The sequence below is a fragment of the Burkholderia lata genome, from assembly GCF_000012945.1.
GTDB lineage: Bacteria > Pseudomonadota > Gammaproteobacteria > Burkholderiales > Burkholderiaceae > Burkholderia > Burkholderia lata.
In genome coordinates, this window is the sequence record NC_007510.1 from 1818455 (window position 1) to 1841820 (window position 23366).

The following is a 23366-nucleotide window of genomic DNA, read 5'->3' on the forward strand; positions in this document are numbered from 1 at the left end:
CGATGCGTGAGACATTCATGTCGAACCCCAATCGATGGAAGTCTGGCGATGCAGCCGGTTCAGTCAGGCGCCGCCTGAATTGGGCGACACGGCGTCATCCGGACAAGACGGTATACAAATCTCCGCGGCCACGTCAATCGTCTGCACATCCGTCCCTGGACGCTGCCTCGTCCGGCTCCGACGCTGCCTTGACGCTCTCGCCCGCGCCGCCTACACTCGCACGCGTTTTGGTGCTCGCGCGCGCCGCTCCGGTGCGCGCAGTTAAACGGGAAACAGGGAGCCTGCCTGCGCCGCAGTCGAGCCAACCTGTGCTGCCCCCGCAACGGTAAGCGAACGCGTCGCGCCCATGCGCGTCGCAACGCCGCTTCGCCGCATGCCGCGCGCATGCGGACGACCGCCACTGGATGCTGTGCGCATCCGGGAAGGCGAAGCGGCGTGTTCGTCAGCCCGGATACCGGCCTAAACATTGGGGTTCAGCGCCGCGGGGAGGCGGCGCATCGTCCACGGCCGCAGCAGGCCCGACGCCCGCGTGTTGCCCGCTTCCTCCGCCGATGTGCCCCCGCGCGAACCCGCGCCGGCCGGCGAGGCAAACGGCAGGCAGCGCGAGCCGGGCCGGCAGCCGCCGTGTTGGCATTCACGATGTCGACCGTTCGCAAGGAAGCACCATGTCCGATTCGTCGTCCCGCCCGTCCCGCGACTGTCCGTCCGGATCGCGCGGCGGCATGCCTGCGATCCGCCAGATGAACTGCCACGCCGCCTTCGACGCGACGATCCCGGCCTGATTCCATTTTCGACACAGGACCTACCATGACCCTTCGCAAGCTTCCCGTCACGATCGTCACGGGCTTTCTCGGCAGCGGCAAGACCACGCTGATGCGCCACATCCTGCAGCACGCCGAAGGCCGCCGCATCGCGGTGATCGTCAACGAATTCGGCGAGCTCGGCATCGACGGCGAAATCCTCAAGGGCTGCGGCATCGGCTGCGAGGATGCCGACGGCGCGCAGGGCGAAGCGGCGGGCCAGCTGTACGAACTCGCGAACGGCTGCCTGTGCTGCACCGTGCAGGAAGAGTTCTATCCGGTGATGGAAGCGCTCGTCGAGCGCCGCGCGGACATCGACCACGTGCTGATCGAGACGTCCGGCCTCGCGCTGCCGAAGCCGCTCGTGCAGGCGTTCAACTGGCCGACGATCCGCAACAGCTTCACGGTCGATGCGGTCGTGACCGTGGTCGACGGGCCGGCCGCCGCGAGCGGCCAGTTCGCGGAAAACCCGCAGGCCGTCGACGCGCAGCGCCGCGCCGATCCGAACCTCGATCACGAATCGCCGCTGCACGAGCTGTTCGCCGATCAACTGTCGTCCGCCGATCTCGTGATCGTGAACAAGGCCGATCTCGTCGGCGATGCGGAATTCGCGCAGATCGAAACCGCGATCCGCGACGAGATCCCGCCGCAGGTGAAGATCGTGCGCGCGACGCGCGGCGAGCTCGATCTCGCGATGCTGCTCGGCCTCGAATCGGCATCGGAAGAAACGATCCACCTGCGTCACGACCATCACGGCTCGGCCGAGGACGGCGATCACGATCACCATCACGACGATTTCGACTCGGTGGTCGTATCGGGCGACGCCGGCACGCGCGAAGCGACGATCGCCGCGCTGCAGCGGGTCGTCGAGGCACACACGATCTATCGCGCGAAAGGCTTCGCCGCGCTGCCCGGCGCGCCGATGCGCCTCGTGATCCAGGGCGTCGGCCGCCGCTTCGACAGCTATTTCGACCGTCGCTGGCAGGATGGCGAAACGCGCGCGAGCCGCTTCGTGCTGATCGGCGAGGATCTCGACGCGACCGTGCTGCAACGCGCGTTCGACGCCGCGTGCGCGGCCGAGCCGCAACAGGCGTAACGCACGATGCATCTGCTGCGCACCACGCCGGGCGGCTTCGTCGACGATACGCAGGGCGTCGTCCGGATCGACCAGCAGCCGGCCGACATCGTGATCCTGAGCTCGGCCGACACGACGCTGTCGCTGCTCGCGAGTGTCGTGCCGCATCTGCCGGCCGGTTTCCCGAGCGTGCGGCTCGCGAACGTCACGTTCCTGCGGCAACCGGCGTCGGTCGATTTCTACGTCGACGACGTGCTGCAGCATGCGAAGTCGGTCGTGATCGATCATCTCGGCGGCGAGGCGTACTGGCCGTACGGGATCGAGCAGGCCGTGTCGCTCGCGTCGAAGCGCAGGCAGCAGCTCGCGATGTTCTCGGGCGACCTGCAGGAAGATCCGAACCTCGTCGCGAAGAGCACCGTCGCGCCCGACCTGTGCCGGCTGTGGTGGCGCTACCTGCGTGAAGGCGGCGTGCACAACGCTGGGGCGCTGCTGCGCAGCATTGCATTCCACACGCTCGGGTTCGGCGACGAACCCGAGCTGCCGCGCCCGCTGCCGGCCGCGGCGCTGTATCACCCGGCGCGCGACCGCGCGAGCGTCGACGACTGGCGGCCGCGCTGGACGCCCGGCGCGCCCGTCGTCGCGATCCTGTTCTATCGTGCGCACTGGCAGGCCGCGAACACGGCCGTGTTCGATGCGCTGGCCGATGCGCTCGTCGAGGAAGGACTGAATCCGCTGCCGATCGCGGTCACGTCGCTGAAGGACGCGGTGAGCCGCGAAGTCATCACGCAGCTGTGCGACACGCACGACGTCGCGCTCGTGCTGAACACGACCGCGTTCGCGGCCGGCGCGATCGACAGCCCCGAACACGACGTGCTCGCCGGCGATGCGCCGGTATTGCAGGTGATCCTGTCCGGCGGCAATCGCGACGCGTGGGTGGCCGACAACCAGGGCCTGCATGCGCGCGATATCGCGATGCACATCGCGCTGCCCGAGGTCGACGGCCGCATCGTCACGCGCGCGGTGAGCTTCAAGGGGCTCGCGTACCGCTGCCCGCTCACCGAGGTCGACGTCGTGCGCTACCAGCCGGACGCCGAGCGGATCGCGTTCGTCGCGGCGCTCGCGCGCGGCTGGTGCCGGCTGCGCACGCTCGGCAATGCCGACAAGCGCGTCGCGCTGATTCTCGCGAACTATCCGCAAAGCGAAGGGCGGATCGGCAACGGCGTCGGGCTCGACACGCCGGCGTCCGCGCTGCGCGTGCTCGCGGCGCTGCGCGATGCGGGCTACACGGTGGCCGACCTGCCGCCCGACGGTGACGCGCTGATCGCGCGGCTCACCGAAGGCGTGACCAACGACGCGGCCGTGCATGCGCTGCGCCCCGCGTTCCAGAGCTTCCCGCTGGCCGACTACGTCGTGCGTTTCGCGCGGCTGCCGGCGGCCGTGCGCGATGCGCTGAACGAACGCTGGGGGCCGCCCGAAGCCGACCCGACGCTGCGGCAAGGGCGTTTCACGATCGCCGGCTGGCGCGCGGGCAACGTGTTCGTCGGCATCCAGCCGTCGCGCTCGCGCGGCGAGAACGACTATGCGAGTTACCACGACGCGGATCTCGTGCCGCCGCACGCGTATCTCGCGTTCTATTTCTGGCTGCGCGATGCGTATCGCATCGACGCGGTCATCCACCTCGGCAAGCACGGCAACCTCGAATGGCTGCCGGGCAAGAGCGTCGCGCTGTCCGACGCGTGCTGGCCCGACCTGACGCTCGGGCCGCTGCCGCACCTGTATCCGTTCATCGTCAACGATCCGGGCGAGGGCAGCCAGGCGAAGCGCCGCGCGCAGGCCGTGATCATCGATCACCTGATGCCGCCGCTCACCCGCGCGGAAAACTACGGCCCGCTGCAGGATCTCGAGCGGCAGGTCGACGAATACTACGAAGCGCTGATGGTCGATGCGCGGCGCGCGAAGCTGCTGCGCAAGACGATCCTCGCGACGATCGCCGAGCATCGGCTGCACGATGAACTGAGTGTGTCGCCGCCGCGCGATACGGGCGACGAGGATGCGCTGCTCACGCGCGTCGATGCGTGGCTGTGTGAACTGAAGGAAGCGCAGATTCGCGACGGGCTGCACGTGTTCGGCGAATCGCCGATCGATCGTCAGCGACGCGACACGCTGCTCGCGCTCGCGCGTTTTCCGGTGGGCGACGGCAAGGGCTTGCGTGCGGGGCTGATCGGCGCGCTCGCGCGCGATCTGATGCTCGGCGACGACTTCGATCCGCTCGCGGCCGACTGGGCCGCGCCGTGGGTTGGCCCGCGCCCGGCGATCCTGCAGGCGCTCGACGCATCGCCGTGGCGCCACGCGGGCGATACGCGCGAGCGGCTCGAACGGCTCGCGCAGCAATGGCTGGACGGGCTGTGTGCGGCCGACGACGGCGACCCGTGCACCGACGCGACGCCTCCCGGCGACTGGCCGCACACGCTCGCCGTGATCGAGCGCGTCCGCGCGACGCTGCTGCCCGCGCTCGACGCATGCGGCGGCGAGGAAATGCGCCAGCTGCTGCGCGGGCTCGACGGCCGCTTCGTGCCGCCGGGGCCGAGCGGCTCGCCGTCGCGCGGCCGCCCGGACGTGCTGCCCACGGGCCGCAATTTCTACTCGGTCGACACGCGCGCGGTGCCGACGCAGGCCGCGTGGTCGCTCGGCCTGAAATCCGCGCAGCAACTGATCGAGCGTCATCTGCAGGATCACGGCGACTATCCGCGCGCGATCGGCCTGTCGGTCTGGGGCACGGCGACGATGCGCACCGGCGGCGACGACATCGCGCAGGCGTTCGCGCTGCTCGGCGTGCGGCCGAAATGGGCGCACGGCAGCCACCGCGTGACCGACTTCGAGATCCTGCCGATCGAGATCTTCGACCGGCCGCGCATCGATGTGACGTTGCGCGTATCGGGCTTCTTCCGCGACGCATTCCCGAACCTGATGCATCTGTTCGACGCGGCCGTGCAGGCGGTGGCCGCGCTCGACGAGCCCGAGGAACTGAACCCGATCCGCGCGCGCATCGAGCGCGAACGCGAGAAATGGGTCGCGCAGGGCGTGGCTCCGGACGAAGCGCGACGCCGCGCCGGCTGGCGCGTGTTCGGCGCGCGGCCGGGCAGCTACGGCGCGGGCCTGCAGGACCTGATCGACCAGCGCCGCTGGCAGACCGACGCCGATCTCGCCGATGCGTACCGCCAGTGGGGTGGCCATGCGTACGCGCAGAACAGCGCGGGCGACGCCGCGGCCGACGTGTTCGGCGAGCGGCTTGCGACGATCGACGTCGTCGTGCAGAACCAGGACAGCCGCGAGCACGACATCCTCGATTCGAACGACTACTACCAGTTCCAGGGCGGGATGACGGCAGCCGTGCGACACCTGTCCGGGCAGCAGCCGAGCATCTATCACGGCGACCACGCGAACCCGGTCGCACCCAAAATGCGCACGCTGCGCGAGGAAATCGCGCGCGTGATCCGCTCGCGCGTCGTCAACCCGAAATGGCTCGACGGCGTGAAGCGCCACGGCTACAAGGGAGCGGCCGAGCTGGCGGCGACCGTCGACTACCTGTACGGCTATGACGCGACCGCGCGCGTGGTGTCCGACCACCAGTACGCGCTCGTCGCGGACGCATACCTGTTCGACGACGCCACCCGCGCATTCCTCGAACGGCACAATCCGAAGGCGCTGCACGGCATCTGCGAACGCTTCGTCGAGGCGATGCAGCGTGGCCTGTGGCAGCAGCCGGGCGACTATCGCGAACGGATCGAAGCGGTCTGGCTCGCGAGCGAACAACTCCAGGAAGGGGGACGGCGATGACCGATCCGACGACGCACCGCGCCCGCGCGGTTTTTCCGTTTGCGGCGCTCGTCGCGCAGGATGCGCTGCAGCAGGCGCTGCTGCTCGCCGCGATCGACCCGTCGCTGGGCGGCGTGCTCGTGAGCGGGCCGCGCGGCACCGCGAAATCGACCGCGGCGCGCGGCCTCGCGGAGCTGTTGCCCGAAGGGCAGTTCGTCACGCTGCCGCTGTCGGCGAGCGACGAGCAGGTGACGGGTACGCTCGACCTCGCGCATGCACTCGCTGAAAACGGCGTGCGCTTTCGGCCGGGCCTGCTCGCGCGGGCTCATCTCGGCGTGCTGTACGTCGACGAAGTGAATCTGCTCGCCGACGGGCTCGTCGATACGCTGCTCGATGTCGCCGCGAGCGGCGTGAACATCGTCGAGCGCGATGGCGTGTCGCACGCGCACGATGCGCGTTTCGTGCTCATTGGCACGATGAATCCGGAGGAGGGCGAGCTGCGTCCGCAACTGCTCGACCGCTTCGGTTTGATGGTCGAGCTGGAGAACTGCTTCGACGCCGCGCAGCGCGAGCGGATCGTAAAAGCGCGGCTTGCATTCGATCTCGATCCGGATGCGTTCCGCACGCGTCACGCATCCGCTCAACGCGAACTCGGCGACCGGATTCACGCGGCGCGCGCACGGCTCGCGGCGCTCGATTTCGACGATGCAGTCCATGCGCGCGTCAGCGCGCTGTGCATCGACGCGGCCGTCGACGGGCTGCGGGCCGACCTCGTGATGCTGCGCGCGGCGCGTGCGCTTGCCGCGCTGGAGCAGGCCGATGCGGTGACGGTGTCGCATGTGGAGCGTGTGGCCGACGCCGTGCTGCGGCACCGGCGCCATGCGGGCACGCCTCCATCGTCGCGAGCGCCGCAGCAAGACGACGAACGCAACGGCCACACGCCACCCGATGCGCGCGAGCGCCCCGACGATTCGTCCGGCACAGCGAAGAACGATGCCACGGCATCGCAGGGCGACTGGGGCTACCTGCCACCCGAGCCGGCCGGGCTGCGCAACGTGAAAGGCGTGGTGCCGCTGCCGCTAAAAAAACGCTGAGCCATCGAGCCGGCGCCGCTGCGAACACCGTTCGCGGTCCTCGATGGCAATCAGGCGCAGCCGCGCGCGTACCGGGCATGACGCGCGCCGGCACGGCCGTGGCGTGGCCGGCGACGCTTGCCGCGAAGCGCGGCGGCCCGCTGCATCGCGATCATCTGCGCTTCCGGAAACGCGCCGGCACGCCGGACGCACTCCATTGCTTCGTGCTCGACTGTTCGGCGTCGATGCTGGCGCACGAGCGGCTCGCATTGGCGAAGGGGCTGATCGTCGCGTATTTCGACCAGGCCGCGCGCGACCGTGTCGAAACCGCACTGATCTGCTTCGGCGGCAACGGCGCCGCGCGCCGCTTCGGCCCGGCCGTGCCGCGCTGGTGGAATGCGCGCTGGCTCGAACCGGTCGACGGTGGCGGCGGCACCCCGCTCGCGGACGGCATCGCCGCCGCCGCGCAGTTGCTCGCGCGCGCGGCGCGGCGCGAGCCGGGCAAGCAGCGCTGGCTGTGGGTGCTGTCCGACGGACGCACGCGCGAGATGCCCGCAAAACCCGCGGCGGCCGATCACGTCGTGTTCGTCGACTTCGACGATGCGGCCGTGCGGATCGGGCAGGGCGCGCGGCTGGCCGCGGCGTGGGGCGCACAGTGGGTGACGGCCGACGCGCTGTGCACGGGCCGCGCCGGCTGATGGCAGGCCGGCGGTGCGCTATGATCGCCGCTTCTGCTTCAATCCATTGGAACAACCCGCCATGCAAGTACTGGTCGATGCCGACGCGTGTCCCGCCGTCATCAAGGACATGCTGTTTCGCGCCGCGCGTCGTGCCGAAATCTGCGTGACGCTGGTCGCGAACCAGTTTCTGCGCACGCCGCCGTCGCCGTTCATCAAGGCGGTGCAGGTGCCGGCCGGCTTCGACGTGGCCGATGCGCGCATCGTCGAGCTGGTGGAAGCGGGCGACCTCGTGATCACCGCCGACATCCCGCTGGCCGCCGCCGTGCTCGACAAGGGCGCGCATGCGCTCGACCCGCGCGGCAACTGGTTCAGTCGCGAGAACATCGAGGAACGCCTGTCGACGCGCGCGATGATGGATCAGTTGCGCAGCGCGGGGATCGACACGGGCGGGCCGGCGCCGTTCAGCGCGCGCGACGGCAAGGCGTTTGCGTCGCAGCTCGACCGGTTTCTGGCGCGGCACGGCAAGCCTTGAAGTTGGGTCGAGACGACCGCGTGCCGTGATCGTCCTGCGAGCGGCGACACGCGCACGCGGCATGCGCCACATCACCGAATCCGCATTGAATCGCGCTCGACGCCCTTGCGGGGATGCAGATTTGTGCCTTCGCTGCTATCGTGGCGCAAACCACAACCCAGCAAAGGAGCGCACGCGTGTCACCGACCCAACTTCTCGTTCCGACCTTCACCCAGATGCTGCGCGCGCAGACCGCGTGGCTCGACAAGGCCGTCGCACACCGGCAGGCCGCGGGCGACGCGCCCGATGCGGCGATGATGCTGAGGCTCGCGCCCGACATGTATCCGCTCGCGGCACAGGTGCGCTTCTCGTGCTTCCAGGCGATGGAGCCCATCCACCGTCTGCGTGGCGAGCCGGTGCCGGCGTCACTGCTGGCCTTGCGCGAGGCGGGGTGGAATGCGGATGCGCAGCCCGGCACGCTCGCCGACGCGCAAGCGATCATCGCCGGCACGCTGTCCTTTCTCGGCGACCTCGCGCCGGATGCGCTCGATGGCGGTGCCGCACTGCCGATCGCGCTTGAAATGCCGAACGGGATCGCGTTCGACATGACGGGCGAACAATACGCGCGCGACTGGGCGCTGCCGCAGTTCTATTTCCACGCGATCGCCGCTTACGCGATCCTGCGCCACCACGGCGTCGAACTCGGCAAGGCCGACTACGTGCCGCACATGCTCGCGTACGTCCGGCCGGGCACGATTCCGCAAGGGTGAGCCGGCAGGCGCCGAGCGACCTCGAAGCGACTTGATGCGGGCACTCTTCATCTGCAGCCGCAACCGGCTGCGCAGCCCGACGGCCGAAGCGGTATTCGCCGCGTGGCCGGACGTCGAAACCGACTCGGCGGGCCTCGCGCCCGATGCGGATACGCGCCTGTCCGCCGAGCAGCTCGACTGGGCCGAAGTCGTGTTCGTGATGGAGCGGGCGCACAAGGCGCGGCTGGCGGCGCAATTCGGTGCGCATCTGCGGCACAAGAAAATCGTGTGCCTCGACATTCCCGACCGTTACGTGGACATGCAGCCCGAGCTCGTCACGCTGCTCGAGCGCAAGGCCGGCCCGTTCCTGCGCGGGTGATCGGCACGGCCGAAGTGGACGTCAGCGCAGCCGGCCGTTCGCAATCACCGAAAAGCAGTCGAGACGCAGCAGCTCGATGATCTTGCGCGTCGGCACGCTTGCCCGAAGCGTGTCGAGCCGGTCGACGGTGAACCACTTGCAGCGGGCGATCTCGTTGCTCGCGCGCGGCGTCAGGTGCGCCGGCACGTCGGCCACGAACACGTGATGGAGTTTCGTCAGCCCGCCGAACTGCACCGCGTAATCGAGTGCGAGCCCCTCCAGCCGCGTTTCCTCGGCGAGTTCCCGCAGTGCAGCATCGAGCGGCGTCTCGCCACGGCGGATCGTGCCGCCCGGCAGCGACCAGCGCGACGCGGTGCGGGCGACCAGCAGCACGCTGCTGCGCTGACGGCACACGATCGTGGCGCGTTCCTTGATGACGGCGAGAGTGTCCAGCCCGGTACTCATGTTCGGCAAAACAGGTGCTGAATCGTGGAGAAAATGCGCGTCGGCGGCGTGTTACCCGGCAGCGGGCCGCGACGGTGTACAGGCAGCCGCGACGATGTTAGCGGCCGTTCATGACAGTTCCGTGCATGCCTTCGCGGGACAAACCCTCGGTCACGCGTGCGTATAGATCCCGCTTCGCGTGGGCTTCGCGTGGCGCGGCTGGCGGCGCTTGTGAACGGCGCGCCGATGGTGGGGCGACGGCGGCGCCGCGTGCCGGTGCGCGGGCCGTGCGGTCGGCGCTGCGTCCGGCATCCCGGTCTGTCCTTCGCCGAAGTGGAACGTCTGGGTTTGCGCGTGTCCGACGCCCAGCGTCGACGCCAGCACGAAGGCCGCCAGCAGCATCCGTTTCATGAATAATCCGTCCGATTTTTTTGAGATGAAGATTGCCCGCCAGCTTAGCGAAAGGCGGGATGCGACCGCAACCGGCCCGTGTTCGGTGTCGTCCCCACTTGCGCGCCACGGCGTCTTCCGCTTCGCCTCAGGGTGCCGCCGGGGTTGACAACATAATTCCTGAGTGTGAACATAAATTCACGCACAGGAATTATTCGTCGAATCCGGAAGGTCGCGCCGCAGGCGCCGGGCCTGCCGGAACCGGCAGTCCGATCAACCGGAACCAGGAGCGGGACGCATGGCGGAACACGAGCAGCAGGGCGCGCTGGAGGGATTGCGCATCATCGATCTGTCGCGGGTGCTGGGCGGCCCGTACGCCACGCAGATCCTGGCCGACCACGGCGCCGAGGTGATCAAGGTCGAACCGCCATCCGGCGACGAAACGCGCACGTGGGGCCCGCCGTTCGACGGCGATACCGCGTCGTACTTCCTCGGCGTGAACCGCAACAAGCTCGGCATCGCGCTCGACCTGACGCAACCGGCCGACCGCGAGCGGCTGCTCGGCCTGCTCGAACATGCGGACGCCATCGTCGAGAACTTCAAGATCGGCACGATGGAGCGCTGGGGGCTCGGCTTCGACGCACTGCACGCGCGGTTTCCGCGCCTCGTCCATTGCCGCGTGTCGGGCTTTGGCTCGGACGGCCCGCTCGGCGGGCTGCCGGGCTACGACGCGGCCGTGCAGGCGCTCGCGGGGCTGATGAGCGTCAATGGCGAGGCGGGTGGCGCGCCGCTGCGGGTCGGCGTGCCGATCGTCGATCTCGTGACCGGGCTGAACGCGGCGCTCGGCGTGCTGATGGCGCTGCGCGAGCGCGACGCGAGCGGCCGTGGCCAGTTCGTCGAATCGACGCTGTTCGACTGCGCGCTGTCGATCCTGCATCCGCATACGCCGAACTTCTTCCATTCGAGGAATGCGCCCGTGCGCACCGGCAACGCGCATCCGAACATCACGCCGTACGACAGCTTTCCGACGGCGAGCGTCGACATCTTTCTGGCGGTCGGCAACAACGGGCAGTTCGCGGGGCTGTGCGACGTGCTCGGCACGCGCGACTGGCTCGACGATCCGCGTTTCGCGGACAACCGCGCGCGCAGCGCGAATCGCGCCGCACTACGCACGCTGCTCGAAACGGCGCTGGCCGGACACGACGGCGCGGCGCTCGCCGAGCAGCTGATGCGCCGCGGCGTGCCGTGCGCGCCGGTGCTCGGGCTCGATGCGGCGCTCGACCATCCGCATGTCGCGCATCGGCAGATGAAGGTCGAGCTGGGCCGGCATCGCGGCATCGCGTCGCCGATCAAGCTCGGCCGCACGCCGGCCACGTACCGGCGGCCGCCGCCCGCGCTGAACGAACACGCCGCCCGGGTGTTCGCCGACGCGGACGCCAACGACCGCGACCACGACCACGACCACGACCACGACACGCGCCGGGACTGACCGGCGTCGCAGCCGCCAGCCGTGCCGCGCGCCCGACGGCGCCGCACGGCCATGCACAACCATTCGAACACCACGCCGGGCCCCACACGGGCGCACCGGCTGAAAAGGAGACGCATCATGCTTGCATGGATCGGCGCGATCGCCATCGTCGCGCTGTTCGGCCTGATCATCACGAAACGGCTGTCGCCGCTCGTCGCACTGATCGTCGTGCCGGTGGCCGCGTCGCTCGCGGCTGGCTTCGGGCTTGCGACCGGCAAGTTCATCGTGCACGGCGTACAGAACATCGGCCCGATCGCCGGGATGTTTGTTTTTGCGATTCTTTTTTTCGGAATCCTCACCGACGCCGGGATGCTCGACCCGATCATCGCGGGCGTGCTGCGCGTGATCGGCTGCCATCCGCCGCGCATCGTGATGGGCTCGGCGCTGCTCGCGCTGCTGATCCATCTCGACGGCTCGGGCGCCGTCACGTTTCTCGTCACGCTGCCCGCGATGATGCCGCTCTATACGCGGCTCGGGATGGATCGCCGCATCCTCGCGTGCGTCGCGTCGATGGCGGCCGGCGTCAATTTCCTGCCGTGGGTCGGGCCGATGCTGCGCGCGTCGGCGGCGCTGCACATTCCCGGTTCCGCGATCTTCATGCCGATGATTCCGGTGCAGATCGTCGGGCTCGTGTTCGTGTTCGGCACCGCCTACGTGCTCGGCGTGCGTGAGGCGAAACGGCTCGGGCTCGATCGTGCCGGTGCGGCGTCGCTCGCGATCGCGCCGCGTGCGCTGACCGACGCCGAGCGCGCATTGCGCCGGCCGGAACGCTTCCGGATCAATGTCGCGCTGACGCTCGTCGTGCTCGTCACGCTCGTGTCGGGCATCGTCGACCCGATGGTGATGTTCATGCTCGGCACGGTCGCCGCGCTCGTGATCAATTACCCGGACGTGCAGGCGCAGCGCGAGCGGATCGACGCGCATGCCAAGGCCGCGCTGATGATGGCGAGCGTGCTGCTCGCGGCCGGCGCATTTACCGGCATCATGTCCGGCACCGGGATGCTGAAGGCGATGGCCGACGTCGTCGTCGCACACGTGCCGGTCGAGCACGCGCGCCACATGCCGTTCGTGCTCGGGCTGTTGTCGATGCCGCTCAGCCTGCTGTTCGACCCCGATTCGTTCTACTTCGGCGTGCTGCCGGTGCTCGCGGAAAGCGCGAAGCTGCTGGGCGTACCGCCGATCCAGATGGCGCAGGCAGCACTGCTCGGCCAGATGACGACGGGCTTCCCGGTCAGCCCGCTCACGCCCGCGACGTTCCTGATCGTCGGCCTGACCGGCGTCGAGCTCGCCGAGCACCAGAAATTCACGATTCCGTTCCTGTTCGCCGCCACCGTGCTGATGGTATTCGCCGCGGTGATCGTGGGCGTGTTTCCGTTGTGAGCGTGCGAGACCTGCCGCTTCGTACCAACGCGCCGGAAGGGCCATCCCGCAACGGGACGCGCTTCGGAGCGGAAGGCTCGGTGCCGCCTGGCGTTTTTCATCTTGAGAGCGGCGCGGCCGCTTAGCCTTTTCCAGGAGAGCATTCCATGCAGTTCGACCTGACCGATGACCAGCGCGCGATCGAAAGCGCGATCGAAAAAATCTGCGCACGCTTCGGCGACGAATACTGGCTCGAGCGCGATCGCGCGGGCGGGTTTCCGGCCGATTTCCACGCGGCGCTCGCCGAGGCCGGCTGGCTCGGCATCGCGATGGACCCGGCCCATGGCGGTGCCGGGCTCGGGATGACCGAGGCCGCGCTGATGATGCGCACGATCAGCGCATCGGGCGCCGGCCTGTCCGGCGCGTCGGCCGTCCACATGAACATCTTCGGGCTGAACCCGGTGCAGGTGTTCGGCACCGACGCGCAGAAGGCACGTTTCCTGCCGCCGCTGATCGCCGGGCGCGACAAGGCGTGCTTCGCGGTGACCGAACCCGATGCGGGCCTCGACACCACGCACCTGACCACGCAGGCCCGCCGCGACGGCGACCACTACGTGCTGAGCGGGCGCAAGATCTGGATCTCGACCGCGCAGGTCGCGAACAAGATGCTGATCATCGCGCGTACGACGTCGCTCGACCAGGTCGCGAAGCCGACCGACGGGCTGAGCCTGTTCTATACCGACCTCGACCGGTCGCGCGTCGAGGTGCGCGAGATCGAGAAGATGGGCCGCAAGGCGGTCGATTCGAACATGCTGTTCATCGACAACCTGCGCGTGTCGGAAGGCGACCTGATCGGCAACGAAGGCGACGGCTTCCGCTACCTGCTGCACGGGCTGAATCCGGAACGGATCCTGATCGCCGCGGAGGCGATCGGGCTCGGGCAGGCCGCGCTGCGCCGCGCGACGCAGTACGCGTGCGAGCGCGTCGTGTTCGGCCGGCCGATCGGGCAGAACCAGTCGATCCAGCATCCGCTCGCGCAGGCGTGGATGCAGCTCGAGGCCGCGTGGCTGATGGTGATGAAGGCCGCGACGCGCTACGACGCGGGGCAGTCGTGCGGCGCGGAGGCGAATGCCGCGAAATACCTCGGCGCGGAAGCCGCGTTCCAGGCGTGCCAGACGGCGGTCGCGACGCACGGCGGGATGGGCTACGCGAAGGAATACCATGTCGAGCGCTACCTGCGCGAGTGTATGATTCCGAGGCTCGCGCCCGTGAGTCCGCAACTGATCCTGTGCTACATCGCGGAGAAGGTGCTCGGGCTGCCGAAGTCGTACTGACCGTACCGACCCTGCAGCCGGCCCGGTGCGCGGTTTCCCGTTCCGATTCAAGTGCTCGTCATGGACGTCAAACTCGTTGCACGCACGCTCGACCTGTTCGAGCTGTTCGCCGCCGAACGGCGGCCGCTGCCGCTCACCGAACTCGCGCGCCTGCTCGACGTGCCGCCGTCGAGCTGCCTCGCGATGGCACGCACGCTCGTGAGCCGCGGCTACCTGTATGAAGTACGCAAGCGCGGCGGCTACTACCCGACGCGCCGTCTGCAGACGATCGCCGCCGCGATCGACGCGACCGATCCGGTCGTCGACATCGTCCATCCGCATCTCGTCGCGCTGCGCGACGCGAGCCGCGAGACGGCCGTGCTTGGCAAGATCCAGGGGGTGTCCGTTACCTACCTCGACGTCGTCGAATCGGAGCAGGCGATCCGTTATACGCGCGCGCCGGGCGAACTGCGCCCGTTGCATGCGAACTCGATCGGCAAGGCGATTTTCGCGGAACTGGACGGCGACGCGCAGCAGGCGCTCGGCGCGCAGTTGCCGTTCGAGCGCTTCACCGACGCGACGGTGGCGGACCTGCCCGCGCTCGTCGCGCAAACCGCCCGGTTTCGCGAACTCGGCTGGGCCGAGAACTTCGGCGAGAGCGCGCCCGAGCTGTCGGCGATCGCGGTTGCGCTGACGCTCGACGGCGACTGGTACGGGCTGTCGGTGGTTGGGCCGACCGAGCGGATTCGCCAGCATCGCGACAGGCATGCAGCGCTGCTGGTCGACGCGAAGGCCAGGCTGCTGGTCGAGCACGCGCGCGGCTGAAAGCGGGCAGGGTCCTGCCGAACAGCGGGCCGTCCGCCGGCGATCCGGTAGCTGGCGATCGCCGTGAACGGTCCTTGATGCGCAGGCCTGAGGCCTAGCGGCGGCTGCAATGCCGCATCACGATTTCACCCACACCCCACCGGCACTCGGGTTGTCGCCTTGCGTCCACCATTTCGCGCAGTATTTCGCGCCCTGGTACATCACGCAGGTGCCGCCTGAATACGCGGTGGTCGCCGACCACGTGGCCGTGCCGCCGCCGACCGGCTTCCACACGGCGGCCTGGCCGGGCACGTCGCCCTGCGTCCACCATTGCGCCTGATACGTCGTGCCCTGGTAGGTGACCGTCATACCGGCCGTATAGACCTGGCCGGCTGCCCAGGGCGCGCCCGGCTGCGGCGTGCCGCCGTCCGAGCCGCCGCCGTAGTTCGGATCCTGCGTGACGCCCGCGCCCCACTTGCCGTCGAGCTGCTTGAAGATCGTCGCGAACGCGTACGGCTGCTGCGCGACGCCCGAACAGGTCGGCGACGCAGACGTGCCGCCGGACGTGCACGCCTGATCGCGGCCGACCGACCAGTTGCCGAAGAAGCCGTAGCCGTTGCCGACCGCCGCGTTCAGCACGCTTTGCGCATTCGCGAGCGTGAAGGTTTCGCCTTGCACATCGTTCACGCCGATCATCGGCGTGACGCCGACCATCTGCCAGAGCTGAGCATTGGTCTTCGGCTGGCCGGCCGACTTGAACGCCGTGTCGAGCTGCGAATACAGCGCCTGCGCGGCACTGATCGCGGCCGCGCCCATGTCGAGGTTCGCGGGGCCGTAATCCATCGCCATCACGTTCACCGCATCGAACACGGTCTGGTTCGAGATCGCCGCGTTGACGACGTTCAGGCCGTCCTGCGTGAGCCCGGTCGGCATCGTCGGCAGCGTCAGCGTGACGTGCAGCGGCTTGCCTTTCGCCGCATAGCTCGCCTGCAACTGCGTGACCGCCTGGAAGTTGCGCGCGACCGCGGCCGTATCCAGCTGCGACACACCCTCGATGTCGAAGTCGAGGTGCGTGAGGCCGTACGTGTCGATCACGGTCTGGTACGCGCTCGCCAGCGCGGGGACCGTCGTGCACGCCTGCATCAGCGGCGTGCCGTTCGCGCCGCCGAACGACACGGCGACTTCGCCGCCTTTCGCGCGATAGCTCGCGATCGACGTTGACAGGGCGGTCAGCAGGCCGCCGCTCGCGCCGTTGCCGATCGGCTGCACGCCGCCCCACGACGGCACACAACCGTTGCCCGCGACCACGAACGCGAGCGTGAACTGCTGGATGCCTTGCCGGACGCCGATCTGATCGACGAGCGGCGTCGGATAAAGCGTCACGTCGACATAAGGCGCATAGACGCCGGCGCCCTGGGACACGCTCGCCACTGCAAGAAGGCAACCCGCTGCAAGTCCGCGCGGGATGAAACGCGGCAACACATTGTTGTTCATTGTGTTCTCCAAGTGGAAGAGGGATACGCTGGCCCGCGTATCGTCGCCGGTCGGGCGACCGGGCATGCCCGTCCGACGGCGTGCCCATCTTGGAGGATTCGCATCGAATAGTGAATAGTCAGGAGTTCTTTTTGTTATTTGAATCCCGATACGTAACGATCTTGCCGATTCGACACAGTTCCGGAACGCGTGACGCGGGTGATTTTCCCGATCGATCGAGTGAGTGAGTGAGGGCGGCCCGACGCGCGTCGTTCGTTGCGCTTCAAGCAGATGGAGGCTGCGCCAGCGAGCGTGCCAGTGCGACGAAGCGCTCGACGCACACCGACGCGAACGGCTCGTTCCACGACACGATCTGCTCGACCGCGCGCGTGCCGGCGAGCGGCACGTAGACGACGCCCGGCCGCTGCAGCGTCGCCGTGAAACCCGGCACGATCGCGATGCCGCGTTCGGCGGCCACCAGCGACACGAGCGTCGTGATCTGCGCGGCGGTCGCGCCGATCCGCGGCACGAATCCGGCTTGCGCGCACAGGTCGTCCAGTGCAGCGGTCAGTGCCGAACCGTAACCGGGCGGAAAGGTGACGAAGGTCGCGTGCGCAAGCTCCGCGATGTCGACGCTCGCACGGCTCGCGAGCGGATCGCCGGCCGGCACCGCCGCGACGAGCGGTTCGCGCGACACGACGAGCGACGCCACCGGCACGCCAGGCGCACCGTTCCACGCCCAGCCGAAACCGATGTCCATCGTGCCGTCCGCGATCTGCTGGCGCTGGCTGGCGGTCGCCGCCTCGCGGAACGCGAGTTCGACGTCGGGCATCGTGCGGCTCGCGACGCGGATGACGTCCGGGAACGTGTCGGACATCGGAATCGAGCTCGCATAGCCGATCACGATCCGCCCGGCGATGCCTTGCGCAATCTTGCGTGCGCTCGCTTCTGCCTCGGCGGCCGCGCTGACGACGTTGCGAGCATGGTCGAGGAACGCGGCGCCTTCCGGCGTCAGCCGCACCGCACGTGTCGAACGTTCGAACAACCGGACGCCGAGCTCGCTTTCGAGTGCGGCGATATGGCGCGTCAGCGGCGGCTGCGCGACCCGCAGGCGCAACGCCGCGCGGCCGAAGTGCAGTTCGTCGGCGACGACCACGAAATAGCGGAGGCGGCGCAGGTCGAGCATTGTTGTCGTTCCGGTATCAATCGCTATGAAAACGGTATTGGCGTGCACACGACGCACTCGTCAGACTGTCGGCATCGACGACCAGGCAGCTCCGATGAACGACAGGACCACGCGCATCGCGTTCTTTCTCTGCGGCTTCGCCGCGTTTCTCAATCTGTATTCGACGCAGGGCATCCTGCACGAACTCGCGGCCACCTTCGGCGTCAGCGCCGAGCGTGCGGGGCAGGGCGTGAGCGCCACCACGACGGCCGTCGCCATTATCGCGCCGTTCGTCGGCGTGCTGGCTGCACGCATCGAGCGGCGCGTCGCGATCTCGCTCGCGGCGGTGGCCGTCGCGCTGCCGGTCGTGTGGTCCGCGCATGCGGGCAGTTTCGCGTCGTTTCTCGGCGCGCGCTTTGCGGCCGGTCTCGTCATGCCGTTCGTCTTCGCGCTGTCGATCGCCTATATCGCCGAGCGCTTCGATCGCGGCACGTCCGCCGAGATCAGCGCGCTGTTCGTCGCCGGCACGACGCTCGGCGGTTTCGCCGGCCGTTTCGCGACCAACCTGATGACGTCGATGTGGGGCTGGCGGCATGCGCTCGACGTCGTCGCGGCGCTGTGTCTCGTCACTGGGGTCGCGATCTATGCGAGCCTGCCGGCGTCCGGTGTGATCGCACGGCGCACCGACCACGATGCGGATGGCGGTGCGGGATCGTCGTGGCGCATCGTCACGCGCGGCCCGGTGCTCGCGTCTTTCGCGATCGGCGCATGCGTGCTCGCGTCGCAGGTCGCGACGTTCACGTTCGTCGGCCTGCGCCTGGCCCGCGCGCCGTTCGGCTTCGGCACGGTCGGGATCGGTGCGATCTATGCTGTGTTTCTGGTGGCGGTGGTCGTGACGCCGCTGGCAGGGCGTCTCGCCCGGCATCGCGGCCCGCGCGCGCCGGGGCTTGCCGCGGCCGCGCTCGCGATCGGCGGGGCGTTGCTGACGCTGTCCGACAACGTGCCGGTGATCCTGGCCGGCCTCGCGCTCAGCTCGACCGCCGTATTTGTCGAACAGGCGTCGGCCAACACGTTCATCTCGCAGGCGGCGTCGAGCGCGCGCTCGACGGCGATCGGCATCTACCTGTCCTGCTACTACTTCGGCGGCAGCCTCGGCTCGATCCTGCCGGTGCCCGGCTGGCATCGGTGGGGATGGGCCGGCTGCGTCGCGTTCGTGGTCGCGGCACAGGCCATCGTCGGCGTGCTCGTGTACCGGTTCTGGCACGCGGGCAGCGCAGCCGGCACCGCGCAGGCCGACGCACGCACCGTCACGCCGACGCGCTGACCGGGTTCAGCGATACCAGCGCGGCGTATAGACCCACTCGCGTGCGTTGCCGATCGCGAAGCGCCGCGTCGTCGACGAGCCGACGATCACCATCGTGCGCATGTCGACCTGGTCGCTGCGCAGCGCGCCGAGCGTCGTCGTCGTGAGCGTTGCGCCCGGCCGGCCGATGTCGCGGCCGAGCACGACCACCGTCTCGGCCGTGCGGTGCGCGCGCACGACGTCGAGCGCGCGATCGAGCTGCCAAGGCCGCGCGCGCGAGATCGGGTTGTAGAACGCCATCACCAGGTCGGCCTGCGCCGCATGCCGCAGGCGTGTCTCGATCACGTCCCACGGCTTCAGGTTGTCCGACAGCGAGATCGCACAGAAGTCGTGACCGAGCGGCGCACCGGCCTGCGCGGCCGTCGCGAGCGACGCCGAGATACCGGGCTCCACGCGCAGGTCGACCGCCGCCCAGTGCGGATCGCGCGCTTCATCGAGCGCTTCGAGCACGGCCGCGGCCATCGCGAACACGCCCGGGTCACCCGACGACACGACCGCGACGCGCCGGCCCTCGGCCGCGAGCTCGAACGCATGGCGCGCGCGCTGCATTTCCTCGCGATTGTCAGTGCCGTGCACGCGCTGGTCGCCACGGAACGGGCCGGCCATGTTCACGTAGGTCGTGTAGCCGAGGATGTCGGTCGCTTCCGCGAGCGCGGCGCGCGCGGCCGGGGTAAGCCATGCAGCACCGCCCGGGCCGAGGCCGAGCACCGTCAGGCGGCCGCGTGCACGGCCGAGCGTGGCGGGATCGACCGGATGCGACGCAACCGCGCATGCGATGCCGTTCGTCGTGGCGCGCAGTGTGTGCGCGACACGCAACGCGCCGCCGAGCAGGACGGCGGCGTCGGTGGGTACGTCGCCGTTACTATCGCTGACATCGACATCGGCATCGATGAAGCGCAGCGGAACGTCGAGCGTTTGCGCCGCTTCTTCCAGCACGTCATCACCGATTGCCGATGCGGGTGCAACGATAGCCGCGAGCGCCAGCCGCGCGAGACCTTGCGCATCGAGCGTGGCGTCGATGCGCGCAGCGAGTGCTTCATTGCCTTGGATAGCCTGCGCATCGATGCCCACTACCACGCTGCGCGGATGAATCACGAGCTCGTCGCGCGTACCGCGCCATGCATCGGGAGTCACGCGGATCGCATGCGCAGCCGCGTCGTCGCGCGGCAACGCGACGTCGTCGAGCCACGGCGCCGCGCCGTCGATGCGCGTCGACGCGCCCGCGAGCAGATCGGATACGAAGCGCTTGCCCTGTGCAAGATCGGCGAGCGCATAGCCTTCCGGCGGATTGAGCACGCACGCGCCGAAGCGCAGTTCGCCGCTCGTCGTGATCGCGGGAGCCACGCCGACGCATGCGGCGATTTCTCGCGCCATCACGTTGACGCCCGTCAGCCCGCCGAGCAGCGGTACGACCGCCGAGCCGTCTTCCGCGACCGCGAGCACAGGCGGCTCGACGCCCTTGTCGGCGAGCGCGGGGGCGATGCAGCGGATCACGATGCCGGCCGCGCACAGCGCGACGATCGGCAGCCCGCGTGCATAGAGTTCACGCAGGTGCGCGCCGAGATCGTCGAACGCCACATCGGCCGCGACGCGCGATGCGAGGCCATGCACGAGCGCACCCGGATAGCGCGTCTGGATGCGCCGCGCGGTATCGAGCGCGCCCGCGCCGAGAATCACGATGGCGGGCGGCGTCGTCATCCTTGCCATTTTTCCCCCGGCACGACGAGCAGCGAGAAATACGGCGACGCCATCGGATCGACTTCGTCGAGCGGCACGATGCGCTGGCTCGCCATCGTCGCGCGCTCGACATACAGCGCGCGCTTCGTGAGCCCCAGCTCGTCGAGCACGCGCCGCACCTTGTCGAAGTTGCGGCCGAGCTTCATCACGACGGCCGCGTCGGCTCGCGCGAGCCGCTCGCGCAGTTCGTGCTCGGGCAGCACGCCCGACAGCACCGACAAACTCTGGTTGCGATAGACGAGCGGCTGGCCGAGCACGGCGGTGCCGCCGAGCATCGCGCATACGCCGGGGATCACCTCGGTGTCGTAGCGCGGCGCGAGGCGGTCGTGCAGGTACATGTACGAGCCGTAGAAGAACGGGTCGCCTTCGCAGATCACCGCGACGTCGCGGCCGGCATCGAGGTGCGCGGCAACGATCTCGGCGGCCGTATCGTAGAAGTCGGCGATCACCGTCTCGTAGCATAGCGGCGGCGGCAGCGCCTCGGTCGTCACCGGATAGACGAGCGGCAGTTGCGTTTGCCCGTCCCGCAGGTGCGCTTCGACGATGCCGTACGCATTGCCTTTCTTGCCCTTTGCGACGAAATACGCGACCACGGGCGCGGCCTGCAGCACGCGCAGCGCCTTGATCGTCATCAGTTCAGGATCGCCGGGGCCGACGCCGACCCCGAACAGGCGTCCGCGCGCGGTCGTCATTCGACCTCCGTCGCGAGGGCGTTGATCGCCGCAGCGGCCATCGCGCTGCCGCCACGCCGGCCGAGCAGCGCGACGTACGGCACGCCGCGGCTGTCGGCATCGAGCAGCGCCTTCGATTCGGCCGCGCCGATGAAGCCGACCGGGAAACCGAGAATCAATGCTGGGCGCGGTGCACCGGCGTCGATCATGTCGAGCAGGTGAAACAGCGCGGTCGGTGCATTGCCGATCACGACGACGCTGCCGGCGAGATGCGGGCGCCACAGTTCGAGCGCGGCCGCCGAACGCGTGTTGCCGAGATGTCGCGCGAGATCGGGCACCTCGGGCTCGCCGAGCGTGCAGATCACGCGGTTGTCGGCCGGCAGCCGTGCGCGCGTGATGCCTTCGGCGACCATCCTCGCGTCGCACAGGATCGGCGCACCGGCGGCAAGCGCCGTGCGGCCTGCCGTGCCGGCACCGGCCGAGAAGCGCAGGTCGTAGACGACGTCGACCATCCCGCACGCATGGATCACGCGCACCGCGAGTTTCTCGAGGTCGGGCGGAACCTGCGACAGGTCGGCCTCGGCGCGGATCGTCGCGAACGACTGGCGGTAGATTTCCTGCCCGTCGCGAATGTAGTCAAGCATCGGTGGTGTCCTGGCTGTGCCGCGCGCCCGTCAGTCGGGCCGCGGCCTGGTCAATCGTCAGATGGCGCGCGAGCGGGGCGCCGAGGCCCGCAGCGGCGTCGCGCCGGTAAAGGTCGTAGTGCGCGGGCGCCACCGCGACGAGCGTGTGCGTCGCGGGATGCGGCAGCGCGCAGTGGCGTTCGCAGCCGGTCAGGTGCACGTCGACCGCGTGGCCGATGCGGGCGGCGAGCGCGAGCGCGTCGTGTTTGGTGTCGGCGCGTGCCTTCGCGCAGCCCGTGCTGCCGGTGCATGCAACGAGCGTCGCCAGCGGGTCGGACGACGCGCAGACGAGGCCGAGCGACGCGAGCGCATCGAGCGTGGCCGGTGCGCGTTCGAGCGACACGCGATGCAGGAACACGCCTTGCCACGGTGTCATCGACAGCGTGCCGTCGCCGTCGGTTTCGGCCAGCGCGGCGAGCCGTTCCAGTTGCGTGGCATCGAGCCGGCCGAGCACGCATTGCGCGCCGACGTTGCAGCGCGCCGCATCGCGCGACGGGCGCACGCCGAAACGCAGCGCCGCGTCGGCGCGCGTACGGCGCCAGCCGGCAAGCGCTGGATCGGCTGCAAGCGGGAAGGGTAAATAGCGCTGCGCGCGTTCGAGCAATGTGCGTTCGCCGCACGTTGCGAGCAGCGCGCGCATCCGCGTGACGTCGGCCGGAGCAAGATCGAGGAACGCGAGCAGCAGCGCGCGGACCAGTGCGACACCTTGATCGGGCGCGACATCGACCGAAGCGGGCGGGTCGTCGTGCGCGACCGGCGGGCAACCGGCCAGCCCGGCAGCGACGCGCACCGCGCCGTCGCTGCGGTGCCAGGCGGCCAGCCAGATGTCGTGCGGATGGTCGAGCGCCGCAACCGATTCGCCGCCGTCGAGCTGGATCGAGAATTTCGGCGACAGTTCGCCGCGGCGTGGCTCGCGCGCCAGCATGTCGAAGAGCGGTGCGGCGAGTGCGCGGCTATCAACGAGCGCGGCGGGATCGTGGCCGGCGAGCGGGCTGAGCATCAGGTTGCGGACGTCGTCGCTCGCGGCGAGCGCGGCTGCGTCGGCGGTGGCATTGGCGCTGCCGTCAATGCGGGGGCCGAGACCCGCGTCGAGCAACGCGCGCGTCAGCGCGTCGGCCGCGCCGTCGCGAATGCCGCGCAGTTGGAGATTCGCGCGATTGGTCGCATCGATCGTGCCGGAGCCGAATGCCCGCGCGGCAGCGGCAATCGCACGGGCCTGGCGCGCGTCGAGCCGGCCGCCCGGCAGCTTGATCCGGCACAGCCCGCCGTCGGCGGCCGTGACCACGCGCACGAGCCCCGGGCAGGCCGATGGGCGCACGACGGGCGACGCAGGAATCGAAACGGGGGCGGAACTCAACGGGGTACCGGGGCAGT

The 23366-nt window shown here is 69.4% G+C and carries 20 protein-coding genes and 1 riboswitch; of the genes, 12 read left to right on the forward strand and 8 right to left on the reverse strand.

The annotated features are described in order from the left end of the window. The first annotated feature begins 211 nt into the window (after nucleotides 1-211). Nucleotides 212-477: riboswitch (cobalamin riboswitch) on the forward strand. A 330-nt stretch (nucleotides 478-807) separates the two neighbouring features. The 7 genes from cobW (at nucleotide 808) to BCEP18194_RS14170 (ending at nucleotide 9083) form a co-directional block, all read left to right on the forward strand. Beyond that, nucleotides 808-1896, forward strand: coding sequence for a cobalamin biosynthesis protein CobW (gene cobW / locus BCEP18194_RS14140; protein WP_011351959.1), 1089 nt, complete (start codon nucleotides 808-810; stop codon nucleotides 1894-1896). Nucleotides 1897-1902: 6 nt separating this feature from the next. Next, nucleotides 1903-5712, forward strand: a complete 3810-nt coding sequence (gene cobN, locus BCEP18194_RS14145; RefSeq protein WP_011351960.1) for a cobaltochelatase subunit CobN — start codon at nucleotides 1903-1905, stop codon at nucleotides 5710-5712. Beyond that, nucleotides 5709-6785, forward strand: a complete 1077-nt coding sequence (locus BCEP18194_RS14150) for an ATP-binding protein (RefSeq protein WP_011351961.1) — start codon at nucleotides 5709-5711, stop codon at nucleotides 6783-6785. The genes cobN and BCEP18194_RS14150 overlap by 4 nt, the downstream gene beginning before the upstream one ends. 77 nt (nucleotides 6786-6862) lie before the next feature. Further along, the gene (locus BCEP18194_RS14155) at nucleotides 6863-7462 is read left to right on the forward strand and encodes a vWA domain-containing protein (protein WP_011351962.1); all 600 of its coding nucleotides are present in this window, start codon (nucleotides 6863-6865) and stop codon (nucleotides 7460-7462) included. Between the two features lie 61 nt (nucleotides 7463-7523). Next, nucleotides 7524-7976: a YaiI/YqxD family protein gene (locus tag BCEP18194_RS14160; RefSeq protein ID WP_011351963.1), complete on the forward strand. Its 453-nt coding sequence runs from the start codon at nucleotides 7524-7526 to the stop codon at nucleotides 7974-7976. 176 nt (nucleotides 7977-8152) lie between these two features. Continuing rightward, on the forward strand, nucleotides 8153-8725 hold the full coding sequence (locus tag BCEP18194_RS14165) for a DUF1993 domain-containing protein (protein ID WP_085964613.1): 573 nt from the start codon (nucleotides 8153-8155) through the stop codon (nucleotides 8723-8725). 34 nt (nucleotides 8726-8759) lie between these two features. Continuing rightward, nucleotides 8760-9083 carry a low molecular weight protein tyrosine phosphatase family protein gene (locus BCEP18194_RS14170; RefSeq protein WP_011351965.1) on the forward strand — a complete coding sequence of 108 codons (324 nt, stop codon included), beginning with the start codon at nucleotides 8760-8762 and terminating at the stop codon, nucleotides 9081-9083. Nucleotides 9084-9104: 21 nt separating this feature from the next. Here BCEP18194_RS14170 and BCEP18194_RS14175 read toward each other — a convergent pair whose 3' ends face one another. Continuing rightward, a complete protein-coding gene (locus tag BCEP18194_RS14175) occupies nucleotides 9105-9527 on the reverse strand; it encodes an NUDIX hydrolase (RefSeq protein ID WP_011351966.1) in 423 nt (140 codons plus the stop codon). Between the two features lie 150 nt (nucleotides 9528-9677). After that, the gene (locus BCEP18194_RS14180) at nucleotides 9678-9917 is read right to left on the reverse strand and encodes a hypothetical protein (protein WP_011351967.1); all 240 of its coding nucleotides are present in this window, start codon (nucleotides 9915-9917) and stop codon (nucleotides 9678-9680) included. 277 nt (nucleotides 9918-10194) lie between these two features. Between BCEP18194_RS14180 and BCEP18194_RS14185 the strand changes: the two genes are divergently transcribed. The 4 genes from BCEP18194_RS14185 to BCEP18194_RS14200 all read left to right on the forward strand — a co-directional run bounded on the left by BCEP18194_RS14185 (nucleotide 10195) and on the right by BCEP18194_RS14200 (nucleotide 14921). Then, nucleotides 10195-11385 carry a CaiB/BaiF CoA transferase family protein gene (locus tag BCEP18194_RS14185; protein ID WP_011351968.1) on the forward strand — a complete coding sequence of 397 codons (1191 nt, stop codon included), beginning with the start codon at nucleotides 10195-10197 and terminating at the stop codon, nucleotides 11383-11385. A gap of 117 nt (nucleotides 11386-11502) precedes the next feature. Beyond that, nucleotides 11503-12804: a CitMHS family transporter gene (locus BCEP18194_RS14190; RefSeq protein ID WP_011351969.1), complete on the forward strand. Its 1302-nt coding sequence runs from the start codon at nucleotides 11503-11505 to the stop codon at nucleotides 12802-12804. Nucleotides 12805-12950: 146 nt separating this feature from the next. Then, nucleotides 12951-14117, forward strand: coding sequence for an acyl-CoA dehydrogenase family protein (locus BCEP18194_RS14195; protein WP_011351970.1), 1167 nt, complete (start codon nucleotides 12951-12953; stop codon nucleotides 14115-14117). Between the two features lie 60 nt (nucleotides 14118-14177). Further along, entirely contained in the window at nucleotides 14178-14921 is a 744-nt protein-coding gene (locus tag BCEP18194_RS14200) for an IclR family transcriptional regulator (RefSeq protein WP_011351971.1), read from the forward strand. Nucleotides 14922-15038: 117 nt separating this feature from the next. On the opposite strand, the gene BCEP18194_RS14205 is transcribed toward BCEP18194_RS14200, so the two are convergent. After that, nucleotides 15039-16394: a chitinase gene (locus tag BCEP18194_RS14205; protein ID WP_011351972.1), complete on the reverse strand. Its 1356-nt coding sequence runs from the start codon at nucleotides 16392-16394 to the stop codon at nucleotides 15039-15041. A 262-nt stretch (nucleotides 16395-16656) separates the two neighbouring features. Continuing rightward, entirely contained in the window at nucleotides 16657-17559 is a 903-nt protein-coding gene (locus BCEP18194_RS14210) for a LysR substrate-binding domain-containing protein (protein WP_011351973.1), read from the reverse strand. A 94-nt stretch (nucleotides 17560-17653) separates the two neighbouring features. On the opposite strand from BCEP18194_RS14210, the gene BCEP18194_RS14215 reads away from it, so the two are divergent. Next, entirely contained in the window at nucleotides 17654-18862 is a 1209-nt protein-coding gene (locus BCEP18194_RS14215; RefSeq protein ID WP_041492827.1) for an MFS transporter, read from the forward strand. Between the two features lie 6 nt (nucleotides 18863-18868). Here the strand turns inward: BCEP18194_RS14215 and cobJ are convergent, their stop codons facing one another. From cobJ to cobG, 4 genes are read right to left on the reverse strand one after another with little or no spacing between them, the layout of a single operon-like run. Next, nucleotides 18869-20599 carry a precorrin-3B C(17)-methyltransferase gene (gene cobJ / locus BCEP18194_RS14220; protein ID WP_041492828.1) on the reverse strand — a complete coding sequence of 577 codons (1731 nt, stop codon included), beginning with the start codon at nucleotides 20597-20599 and terminating at the stop codon, nucleotides 18869-18871. Further along, a complete protein-coding gene (locus BCEP18194_RS14225; protein WP_011351976.1) occupies nucleotides 20596-21330 on the reverse strand; it encodes a precorrin-2 C(20)-methyltransferase in 735 nt (244 codons plus the stop codon). The genes cobJ and BCEP18194_RS14225 overlap by 4 nt, the downstream gene beginning before the upstream one ends. Continuing rightward, on the reverse strand, nucleotides 21327-21953 hold the full coding sequence (locus BCEP18194_RS14230) for a precorrin-8X methylmutase (RefSeq protein WP_011351977.1): 627 nt from the start codon (nucleotides 21951-21953) through the stop codon (nucleotides 21327-21329). The genes BCEP18194_RS14225 and BCEP18194_RS14230 overlap by 4 nt, the downstream gene beginning before the upstream one ends. Continuing rightward, nucleotides 21946-23310: a precorrin-3B synthase gene (gene cobG, locus BCEP18194_RS14235; protein WP_041492829.1), complete on the reverse strand. Its 1365-nt coding sequence runs from the start codon at nucleotides 23308-23310 to the stop codon at nucleotides 21946-21948. The genes BCEP18194_RS14230 and cobG overlap by 8 nt, the downstream gene beginning before the upstream one ends. Nucleotides 23311-23366: the final 56 nt, after the last annotated feature.